Source organism: Paenisporosarcina sp. P4_E4_2 (genome assembly GCF_056401595.1).
This window is the reverse complement of the sequence record NZ_JBFUJC010000096.1, coordinates 1-9,547: the sequence shown is the minus strand read 5'-3', so window position 1 is coordinate 9,547 and position 9,547 is coordinate 1. Positions and strand designations below refer to the sequence as shown.

General features: G+C 39.6%; 13 protein-coding genes. 6 read left to right on the top strand and 7 right to left on the bottom strand.

What is annotated here, in order from left to right; translation table 11 throughout:
- Positions 1–285, bottom strand: a 285-nt coding sequence (locus tag AC1DSB_RS08950) for a VOC family protein (protein WP_477586504.1), incomplete at its 3' end; no start/stop codon positions are given.
- Positions 272–1,453, bottom strand: a complete 1,182-nt coding sequence (locus AC1DSB_RS08945) for a YbfB/YjiJ family MFS transporter (protein WP_477531709.1) — start codon at positions 1,451–1,453, stop codon at positions 272–274. The genes AC1DSB_RS08950 and AC1DSB_RS08945, both read right to left, overlap by 14 nt.
- Positions 1,454–1,579: 126 nt before the next feature.
- Here AC1DSB_RS08945 and AC1DSB_RS08940 point away from each other — a divergent pair, with 126 nt between their 5' ends.
- From AC1DSB_RS08940 to AC1DSB_RS08920, 5 genes are all read left to right on the top strand, one after another.
- Positions 1,580–2,098, top strand: a complete 519-nt coding sequence (locus AC1DSB_RS08940) for a TraR/DksA C4-type zinc finger protein (protein ID WP_477531710.1) — start codon at positions 1,580–1,582, stop codon at positions 2,096–2,098.
- A gap of 257 nt (positions 2,099–2,355) precedes the next feature.
- Positions 2,356–2,631, top strand: a complete 276-nt coding sequence (locus AC1DSB_RS08935; protein WP_477531733.1) for a GNAT family N-acetyltransferase — start codon at positions 2,356–2,358, stop codon at positions 2,629–2,631.
- Positions 2,561–2,782, top strand: a complete 222-nt coding sequence (locus tag AC1DSB_RS08930; protein WP_477531711.1) for a GNAT family N-acetyltransferase — start codon at positions 2,561–2,563, stop codon at positions 2,780–2,782. The genes AC1DSB_RS08935 and AC1DSB_RS08930 overlap by 71 nt, the downstream gene beginning before the upstream one ends.
- A gap of 297 nt (positions 2,783–3,079) precedes the next feature.
- Positions 3,080–4,147 (top strand): two-component system sensor histidine kinase NtrB, encoded by a 1,068-nt coding sequence (locus AC1DSB_RS08925; protein WP_477531712.1) that lies wholly within the window; start codon positions 3,080–3,082, stop codon positions 4,145–4,147.
- A gap of 11 nt (positions 4,148–4,158) precedes the next feature.
- Positions 4,159–4,467, top strand: coding sequence for a putative quinol monooxygenase (locus tag AC1DSB_RS08920; protein WP_477586502.1), 309 nt, complete (start codon positions 4,159–4,161; stop codon positions 4,465–4,467).
- Positions 4,468–4,557: 90 nt separating this feature from the next.
- Here the strand turns inward: AC1DSB_RS08920 and AC1DSB_RS08915 are convergent, their stop codons facing one another.
- Both AC1DSB_RS08915 and AC1DSB_RS08910 read right to left on the bottom strand, forming a co-directional pair.
- Positions 4,558–5,349: an SDR family oxidoreductase gene (locus AC1DSB_RS08915; RefSeq protein WP_477531714.1), complete on the bottom strand. Its 792-nt coding sequence runs from the start codon at positions 5,347–5,349 to the stop codon at positions 4,558–4,560.
- A gap of 24 nt (positions 5,350–5,373) precedes the next feature.
- Positions 5,374–5,811, bottom strand: coding sequence for an OsmC family protein (locus tag AC1DSB_RS08910; RefSeq protein WP_477531715.1), 438 nt, complete (start codon positions 5,809–5,811; stop codon positions 5,374–5,376).
- A gap of 526 nt (positions 5,812–6,337) precedes the next feature.
- On the opposite strand from AC1DSB_RS08910, the gene AC1DSB_RS08905 reads away from it, so the two are divergent.
- Positions 6,338–7,111 carry a 3D domain-containing protein gene (locus AC1DSB_RS08905; protein ID WP_477531716.1) on the top strand — a complete coding sequence of 258 codons (774 nt, stop codon included), beginning with the start codon at positions 6,338–6,340 and terminating at the stop codon, positions 7,109–7,111.
- A gap of 160 nt (positions 7,112–7,271) precedes the next feature.
- Here AC1DSB_RS08905 and AC1DSB_RS08900 read toward each other — a convergent pair whose 3' ends face one another.
- The 3 genes from AC1DSB_RS08900 to AC1DSB_RS08890 form a co-directional block, all read right to left on the bottom strand.
- On the bottom strand, positions 7,272–7,937 hold the full coding sequence (locus AC1DSB_RS08900; RefSeq protein WP_477531717.1) for a (2Fe-2S)-binding protein: 666 nt from the start codon (positions 7,935–7,937) through the stop codon (positions 7,272–7,274).
- The gene (locus AC1DSB_RS08895; RefSeq protein ID WP_477531718.1) at positions 7,937–8,974 is read right to left on the bottom strand and encodes a FecCD family ABC transporter permease; all 1,038 of its coding nucleotides are present in this window, start codon (positions 8,972–8,974) and stop codon (positions 7,937–7,939) included. Before AC1DSB_RS08895 ends, AC1DSB_RS08900 begins: the two co-directional genes overlap by 1 nt.
- 3 nt (positions 8,975–8,977) lie before the next feature.
- Positions 8,978–9,547, bottom strand: a 570-nt coding sequence (locus AC1DSB_RS08890; RefSeq protein WP_477586500.1) for a FecCD family ABC transporter permease, incomplete at its 5' end; no start/stop codon positions are given.

Here is a 9,547-nt window from a genome sequence, read left to right as displayed (position 1 = left end):
CGTCAGGACCGATATGCCTTTACTGCGAATATGATCTGCCAATGCTTCGAGTTCACTTACTTCGAATGCAGGATGCGCTTTTTTTGCAGGAACAAAAGATTGTTCTACGCCTATATGAATATGAACACTCCCATTTGAAAACCAAACTCCGCCATTCTGTTTCAGGCTTTCAGGCTTTTCGACTTCTTCTAAAGAAAGAACGTCCCGATAAAAAGAGYGTGCTGTCTCTTCACTTCCTATTGGAGCAGCCAATTGAATATGGTCGATTTGTTTAATTAACATCATTTTTAGTTTCCAACCTTTCATGCTTGATTAAAGGCAATAAGAAGAGTGCACCGATAAACACTACAGATGCTGCACAAGAAATTGCTAATGCATAACTTTCGGTCTCGGCAGTTAAAACTCCTGCTATAGAGGGACCGAACATTTGTCCCAGTGCATAAATAGTGGTCATGATTGCGATAACTCTCGCACTGCCATGGGGATTTTTGTTACGAGCATATGCTGTGGCAAGAGTGGTAACCCCCATAAAAGTAGCTCCAAATAAAATAGCACTCACATAAAAGCTTGTAGAAGATTCAGACAGGGCTGGCAAAGCGATACCAATTGACTGGATAATCAATAAAATCATCAGTGACAACATGTAGCCAAATTTACTGCCAAAATAAGCCCATATGATACACGAAGGAATTGCAGCCAAACCGACTAATACCCAGACACTTGTAGCGTTTCCACTGAAAGCGGGAGTCATTTCTGCGATGGCTACAATAAATGTGCCTGTTACGATATAACCTAATCCTTCCAACCCATACGCTACGAGTAACCATAGTAGCCATTTTGGTGTTTTGGATGGGGTTGAGATGTTCACAGCTGAACTAATAGCCGGTTCAGCGTGGTCTTCTTTAACAGTTGAGAAGACTACGATACTTAATACTGCTGCCAAACACGCAAGTCCTATCCAGGCACCTTCATACTGAAACTTGTTTATTAATAGTGGAACAAGCATGCCTGATACGAAAATTCCTAGACCAACCCCTCCATACATGACACCGACCAGACCGAGTTTACTTTGTTTGGCCAACTGATCCAATATCAAACTGGAAGCAAGGACGAAGACGAGTGCACTTGTAATGCCGGACAGGAATCGCCAGACCATCCATGCGGTATGATTATATGTAAGTCCCATGACTAACGTTAATAAAATACTGATGACAATAGAAATACGCAAAAAAATGGCCCGGTTGCGCTTTAAAGGAACGACGCTTGCAATCACGGCACCTACCAAATAACCAGCATAATTACATGATGCCAAATATCCGGCAAATCGGGTAGAGAAGCCACTTTCATGTTGCATAAAAGGTAGAATTGGCGTGTAGGCAAAGCGGCCGATACTCATGGCAATAAACAAAGCAAAAACGCCTCCGGTAACAAGTAAATAAGGATTTTTAGACAAGGCGAATTCCTCCTCCAGTTTTCTTCTATAATCATACGCCTTTCATTCAAAATTTCAAAAGAAGGTTTGATTTCCACAATAAAGGAAATAGATAGGGAAAGCGAAAAGAACTTGGAGGAACTATTTATGAATGATCAACAATTGAAACAACTAAAAGTCCAACTTACTCAAGATCTGGAAGATGTGAAAAACCGTCTTCATGAAGACCATCATTTAGAAACAACGGAGTTATCCAATTATGATAATCATCCGGCTGATAACGCGACGGATTTAACTGATCAAAATACAGAAATGGCAATTGAACACCATAAAGAAGAGGAAGTCGAACAAATAGAATCAGCTTTGCAGGCTATCGAAAATGGAACATATGGTATTTGCACCGTATGTGGGGAAGATATTCCGTTTGAACGACTGGAAGCATTGCCGACTGCACGTACGTGCATTGAACATGCAAATCATGATTTTGGCACGGATGGTAGACCACCGGAAGAAGACATTCTTGGTTCTTCGACGGAACACCCAATAAAAGATACAGGTGGCGTCCGAGATTACGAAGATAGCTTTGATGATGTTAAGAATTTCGGTTCTTCTGATTCACCGCAGGATGCAGTGAAAAGCGATCAAAAAAACTTTTACAAAAAATAAATGCACGCGAGGATTCCTAGAGAATCCTCGTTTTTATTTTGTTCAATCGCAAACAAATTGGACTCTATTCAAAAGTGGTGCTTTTCACATATAATGAGAGAAATGAGAATATTTAAATTATCCTGAAAAGTATCTGTAACTATTTTTTTGATTAAACGTTTAATTGATTTGGAGGAACATGAACGAGATTAGTCAAACCATCACTTGAGTGGAAACAACAACATGAAAATTTCATGGTGAAGTGGGGTTCCGATCGAATGGTTCCGAGTAGTATGGATTTATCGGGATTTGATACATATGAAGAGTTTTTATTCGCATTGGACTTACGTGCGAAGGGAGAACATCCATGGGTTCCAAGTTCCCATTATTTTTTAATAGACGGTAAAGATCAAATAATCGGCATGGTTGATATTCGTCATGAACTGAACGAATTTTTGCGGAATATCGGAGGACATATCGGATATGGTATTCTTCCAAGTGAACGTAAAAGGGTACGCAACCTACTTGTTAAAAGAAGTTTTAACAAAATGTAAAGAGCTACAGATTGATCAAGTTCTAATCACCTGTGATGAAGACAATGTAGGTTCTGCTAAAGTGATTATGAATAACGGAGGAATAGAGGACGATTTATTCATCACGGAAGAAGGCGTGATGAAGAGAAGATTTTGGATTTCTATTAAGTAATAATAGAATTTTTTATGCTAGGTAAAAAGATAGAAAAATCGAGAAGAAAATATGATTTTTTTTGCAATGAAGAACATAATACTAATTATTTTAGATGAAACTCTTAAAAATCATTGATATTTTCATTAAAAATGGTAAATATATGTTTTCATTCATGAAATTATCAGTTACAATATATATAATTAAGAGAAAATTCATATTAATTAGATATTTCATTGGAGTAACTATCAATTTGTAACGGTTTTTTTAGATATCCTTCACATATTTGCCCAGTCCAATGTAGAATGGAGCCGAATCATGAATCAAGTGTTAGAGTCTATGGAATCGAAAGTAAATAGCGAAATAATGTACAGTCAGATAATTGAATACTCTGTAGAAACCATCATTATTCATGTTAATCAAGAAGTTCTTTATATTAACCAATCCGGCTCGAATTTTCTAAGAGGTTCAAAAGATGAGTTCATTGGCAAGGATTTCTTAAACATTTTTCAGGACGACATGAAGGACATGATTCGGGAAAAAATTCAAAAAACCATGATTGGAAATGAACCGACTCGCATGATCGAACAAACAATTACGCGTTTTGATGGGACGCTGGTCGATGTCGAGCTATACTGTCATCCGGTACAATTCGGTGACAGAAGAGCCGTTCAAACCGTATTGCGGGATATCACAGTTCGAAAAGAAACTGAAAAAATGTTAAATGACCGACAAAAATTGGCTTCAATTGGGCAGATTGCTGCTGGAATCGCACATGAAGTAAAAAATCCTCTTACATCAGTAAAAGGTTTCCTGCAATTATTGAAAGAACATAATTCACATCCTTATTTATTCACGATGGAAAGCGAACTAGAGAAGGCCATCGACACATTGCAAAATTTACTTCAAGTATCTAGGCCGAACCTTTACGAAGAACAGCTAGTCGAGATCGACATATGTAAAGAGTTGAATTCAATCGTCTTCTTATTTCAGGACAAGCTATATAATATAGAACTTGAAATGGATATAAGGAATTGTAGGAAACATATTTATGGCAAGAAAAATCTATATTTGAAAGCGTTTTTTAATTTGATAAAAAATGCAATCGAATCGATGCCATCAAAAGGAAAGCTCAGAATAGAGCATTACTTTCAAGATGACCTAGTCCATGTGAAAATCAGTGATACGGGAGTGGGTATTCCGAAAGATAAACTAAACTTGCTTGGAACTCCTTTCTATTCAAGTAAAAGTGATGGCACTGGCTTAGGGTTAACACAAGTATTTACCACAATTAATGATCACGGTGGACAAATGACTGTGAACAGTGTGATTGATCAAGGAACCACATTCCACCTGAAATTACCTCAATATCCGGTTGGTATGTAAAGGAGAATATGATGAGCAGATTTGGTATGTTTGGAGAAATCACGACCATTGAAGGTAAACGTGATGAATTGGTCGGTATATTGTTGGAAGCTGCAGAGGCGATGAACACACTGGAAGAATGTGAGCTTTATATCGTTAGTGTAAAAGAAGAAGTACCAGATGGGATTTGGGTTACTGAAGTTTGGCAAAACGCAGAAGCACATAAAGCTTCTCTATCACTTGATGCAGTAAAAATGTTGATACAAAAAGGCCGCCCTCTTATTAAGGGAATGAATACGATGAATACGTTTTCCCCACTAGGCGGAAAGGGTCTATCATAAAATTCTTGTCATCCTTCCGTTCTATTCAGAGAATGGATTTTTTTTATTAATTGAAAAAAGCACCAATCCATGAAAGACTGGTGCGAAAAGTTATAACGCTTTTAACATACCGCCGTCAATCACCAGAGATTGACCAGTCAAATATGTATTTAAGGGGGAAGACAAGAATAATACGATTTTGGCAAATTCCTCTGGCTGTCCATAACGMCCCATAGGAATAAGACTCTCACTGTATTTGACAATGTCTTCTATAGAGACATTCTGGCGACTGGCTGCCAGATGGTCAAGTTCTGCCACACGGTCAGTAGCGATGCGTCCAGGACCAATCGTGTTCACTAAAATATTATACTTTGCATATTCACGGGCCAGACTTTTCGTCATTCCGACCATTCCGGAACGGAACGTATTGGAGAGAATCAATCCATCAATCACTTCTTTTGTTGAAGAAGAAGCAATATTGATGATGCGTCCAAAATCATTTGATTGCATGTGAGGCAAAACAGCACGAGTCGTACGGATATAACTCAGTAAGTTTTTCTCAAATGCCGCCATCCAATCCGAGTCTGTTACATCTTTGAATCCTCCAGCTGTTGGTCCACCTGTATTGTTAACTAAAATATCCACACCATTGAATTCTTTTGATACCCATGAAAAAAGAGCATGTAGGTCTTCTACAGAAGACATGTCACATTTCTTGTAATAGACTTTCGGATTATTTGTCAGCTGCTGGATTTCTTTAACAGTGCTATCCAATGTCTCTACATTACGGCTCGATAATAGGACGGTTGCGCCTTCTTTTGCAAATTCCAAAGCCGTTGCTTTTCCCAAACCTTTACTCGATGCGGTCACGAGAACAATTTTATCTTGTAACTGTAAATCCATCTGATCCCTCTTCTCTAATAGAGTTTAATTAACTTCCAGGTTTGCTTCTAATTCGATTTCCACATTTCCTTTTAATGCTCGACTGATCATACATGAGCTTTCGGCTTTCTGCGACAGTTTCCGAGCTAAATCCAAATCCTTTTCGGAACATAAAATAAGATGGGGACGATGAATGATTTTTTTATATGTGATGATTCCATTTGTAATATCAACGATGCCTTCAGACGTCATCGTCAAACTTTCTTTTTCAATATTGCTTCGTTCGAGCATAGCTGCGAGTGTAATAATGTAGCAAGTAGCGGCTGCACCCAATAACATTTCATCGGGATTTGTTCCAATACCTGGTCCATCCATTTCTGGTGGAATCGAAACTACGGTATGTAAGTTTGCGGTATCAATAGTGCCTACGTCATTACGGAGACCGGGCCAATTTGCGGTTAAATGAAATGAATGAAGTGCCATGATGAACTTCCTCCTTGATGTTGTTTTTTTCAGTGTAAAGGAATTTAACGAAAATAGCAGGAAACGAATAGTGCAAATGTAAGTTTGCACTATTCGTTTGCGACGAAGCTAGCAAAGCGATGCAGGAGCACCGGTTTTTCTAATGACGAGGAGACTGAAGCCGTGCCCGCCGCAATGGAAATCAACATTTTCTTGCATCCGATCTTTTTCAATAGTAAACAGGTATATACTCATATTATTGTTTGTCTACAGTCTGAACATCTTTCCACATGGAAAGATGTTTTTTCTTTATATAGAAGGAAATCGCAATTTTTACAGAGACTTTATGTGAAAACGTATTTTTAAGAAAAAATAGATGATGTTGGATGTTATCCATAAAATATGGACATAAACGTATATATTACAAATATAACAAGGTGTCGAATCCTGTCACGCAATTGATAACTTCTACACACGGCTTTGCAATTGATCTGCAATGCGGGGGTGGTATGCTTGTTTTCGTTAGTGAAAAGGAGGAAATTCATTTATGAAAAAGCAAATCGTTGCACTAACTGCAATTGCAGCACTATCAGTAGGGACGGCAGCACAAGCATCTGCATCTAGCGTCCATACGGTACAATCAGGAGATACATTGTGGTCTATTTCCCAGGACAACAATGTTAGCGTACAAGATTTACAAGATTGGAACGACTTAGAGTCTACTCTTATATATCCATCAGATGAACTTATAGTAGCAGACAAAGTAAACAAACATGTTGTTGTAAAAGGTGATTCACTTTTCAAAATCGCTAAAAAGCACAACTTAACAGTTAAGGAATTAAAAACTTGGAATAATATTTCTGGTGATTTAATCTTCCCAGGTGACCAGTTAGTATTGGAAGGAACAAAAGTTGCTTCTGCGCATACAACGGCTAAACCTGCTTCTAATAAAGCAAAAGCTCCAGCTCAATCTCAATCAACTGCTAAAGCATCTGCTCCGGCACCAGCTGCCGTACAAACTTCAGCTTCAGTTAAAGAGATGACAGTAACAGCAACAGCATACACCGCTTATTGCTCGGGATGTTCTGGTACTACAGCAACGGGTATTGACTTGCGTGCAAATCCGAACCAAAAAGTTATCGCGGTAGATCCATCTGTCATTCCATTGGGATCACGTGTATGGGTTGAAGGTTATGGGGAAGCAATCGCCGGCGATACTGGTGGTGCAATTAAAGGTCAAACTATTGATCTGTTCATGGCTAAAGAGCAAGATGCAGTAACTTGGGGTCGTAAAACAGTCAAAATTAAAATCTTAGATTAATAGTGTTAGAAAAGATGAGTCTTGTACTCATCTTTTTTTATGCAATGACATGGGACGATAGGATATCGGACATTTCTTCTGAAAACACAACATTGACGTATGAAAAGCAACTTAGAACGAAAAAAGCCTGGACAGAAAAATGCCCAAGCTTTTTTGGTATTTACAGTGGACAGCTTTTACACGGTTTGCTGGCACCTTCCGTTTGGTAATACAGACAACATGTTTTGCGTGTTGTCCCTTGATGACATGCGTATAAAGAGATGGGATGTTGTTTGCTCATCCCGTATTCCTCGGCTGGTAAATCGATTAACCGCTGAAATGTATCGTGATCTTTGAGTACGGTTTCCAAAATCCATTTTACATAGGTAAAGATATTTTCGAACAATACGACACGGGAAATGCCTTTTTCTTTTGCAAGCATCTCAACCATCGGAACCAATAAAGATGCATATAGATTTTTTGAAATCCACTGAACGGTTGTATGAAGTGGTTCAGTAGTATTGATTGGAAACGAATAAACTGGCAGCCAACTAGAATTTTTGGAATTATCCTCAATGGTAATAAATCGGCATTCGTTTGCCTCAACTACAACCCCATATTTAATACGGGCATAAATCATGAGAGCTGCCATATAACCGATTCGTTTTGCTGTCATCGAAGCGGCATGCCCTCTTGAAGGACTTCCATATTCACTCATTAAACGTGAAAAAAGGTGCTCACGGACTTGTGAATCAAATAATTGATCAAAGGTCAGTGTATACAATGCGTCTTCGTCCATATGCCATCGGAAACTGGATGCCAGGTCTTTCGTTATGAGGTTCTTCATTATGCGCTACCTTTTTTCCGTTGGGTCATTAATAAGAAAATGAAATACGGTGCACCTACAGCTGCAGTCCAAACACCTGCGGGCACTTCAATTGGGGCAAATGCAACACGTGCAATCCAGTCTGCAATGAGGACAAGCAATGCGCCAACACCCGCTGAAAATAACACCATCGACTGAAATTTAGGTCCCACGATTCTTCTGGCAATATGGGGAGCAAGCAATCCAACAAATCCGATTCCTCCAGCAAACGCAACTGCCACACCGGTCAATCCGGTACTTATCAGTAACAAAACGACTCGATTTCGGTTAACCTTCGACCCTACCCCCGTTGCAATATCATCGCCGAGTTCCAAAATGTTCATTTGTCGACGAAGTAAGAGAGAAATCAATATCAATAAAAGAGCCCATGGCATCAACACCGAAACTTGAGACCAATTGGCTCCATAAATACTGCCTGTAGTCCAAATCGTTGCTTGACTAGCTTGATAAATAGGACCCATCAAAATCCAGATGGTTGTCCCTGCTTGCATAAAAGCAGCAACTGCAATCCCGATCAAAAGAAGTCGGAACGGCGCGATGCCGTTTTTCCATGATAGTGCAAAGACAATCAGTGCGGTTAGCGTAGCACCTAAAAAGGCGAATAAGGGTAACCACTGAATACTGACGGTGAGGGCATTATTTTCATCTGAAAATAGAGATAGAAATAAAACTACAGCGAATGAAGCTCCGGCTGTTACTCCTATTAAATCAGGAGATGCCAGTGGGTTTTTCGTGATGCCCTGCAGGATTGCGCCAGATACTGCCAGTGCCATACCTACAAAAAGGGCCATCATAATACGAGGTAATCTAAAATCTATCAATATGATGCGGTCGAACTCTTCTCCATAACCGAATAAAGCAGCAAGTACTTTGCTCGGAGATAGTGGGAATTCCCCAGACCCCGCAGAAAGCAGCATTACCATAATAACTGCAGCAAACACAAGGATAGTGGCAATCACAGGATGACGTGTAAAATCTATTCGATTGAAAATTTTCATTTGTTAAATCCCCAGCTTTCTGCGAGCCACAAAAATAAAGAACGGCACACCAATTAGAGCCGTCATGACACCAACTGGTAGTTCCTGAGGCATGAGTACATAGCGACTTCCTATATCCGCCAACAATAGAAGTATGGCTCCCCCTATGGCTGAATAAGGAAGAATCCAGCGATGGTCAAGTCCGACTAAAGAACGGATTAAATGGGGAATAATAATGCCGACAAAGCCAATAGGCCCAGCGACAGCAACGGCGCACCCTGCCAAAACCACAGCACAAGCACCAAAGAAAAATTTAATCCAAATAGTCCGTTGACCAAGCCCGACTGCCACATCGTCTCCAATACTCAATACATTAAGTTCTTTGGCACGCAAGAAAGTTGCTGCCAAAGCGATAGCCATATAGGGCAATGCAGTGATTAGCAATTCGATTGGTCGATTTGCCACGGAACCGGCAAGCCAAAATAATACTTGATCAAGTGCAGTCTCATTTAATACCAATAGTCCTTGTGTAAAGGAAGCAAATAAAGCGGTAATGGCGGAACCTGCTAATGTCAATTTAAGCGGTGTCAGGCC